This is a genomic window from Mesorhizobium sp. BHbdii, assembly GCF_053848045.1.
In genome coordinates, this window is record NZ_JBSPKX010000168.1 from 1 (window position 1) to 479 (window position 479).

Annotated in this window: 1 protein-coding gene and 1 pseudogene; both read left to right on the forward strand. The window is 58.7% G+C overall.

Annotated features, from left to right (window positions below; translation table 11 throughout):
* A partial coding sequence (locus ACWTU8_RS32435) for a hypothetical protein (protein WP_455851326.1) occupies positions 1–197 on the forward strand: 197 nt, incomplete at its 5' end.
* Positions 194–479 (forward strand): annotated as a pseudogene (locus ACWTU8_RS32440) (S9 family peptidase); the annotation flags it as partial. The gene ACWTU8_RS32435 and the pseudogene ACWTU8_RS32440, both read left to right, overlap by 4 nt.

Consider the following 479-nt stretch of genomic DNA (forward strand, 5'->3'; position numbering starts at 1 on the left):
GCATGAGACTGGCCGGCAAAGACCAGAGTCAACGAAGCAACGGCGAAAGTCGCAGCGAGCCGAGATCGAATAGTCATCATCTTTCCTCCCGGCCCACCTCATGGAGCCGACACCACCTCCAGATTACGGCCCTTGAACCCACCCTGACCGGCGTGATCATTCATCATTCAAAATTTTTCCCAAGCGAGACGCAATGACCAAGACTTCCCGATTTCCGATCGTCAGCCCGCCGACACCGCCGAAGCGGCCGGTTTACGACACGCATCACGGCATCACGCGAACCGACGAATATGCCTGGCTGCGGGCCGACAACTGGCAGGAGATGTTTCGGGACCCCTCCCTGCTCGATGCGGGCATCCGCGCCGAACTCGACGCCGAGAATGCCTACCAGTCGAAGCTGATGGCTGACACTTCAGACCTGCGGAAGCGGCTTTTCAAGGAGATGAAGGGCCGCATCAAGGAAGACGATTCTTCCGTGC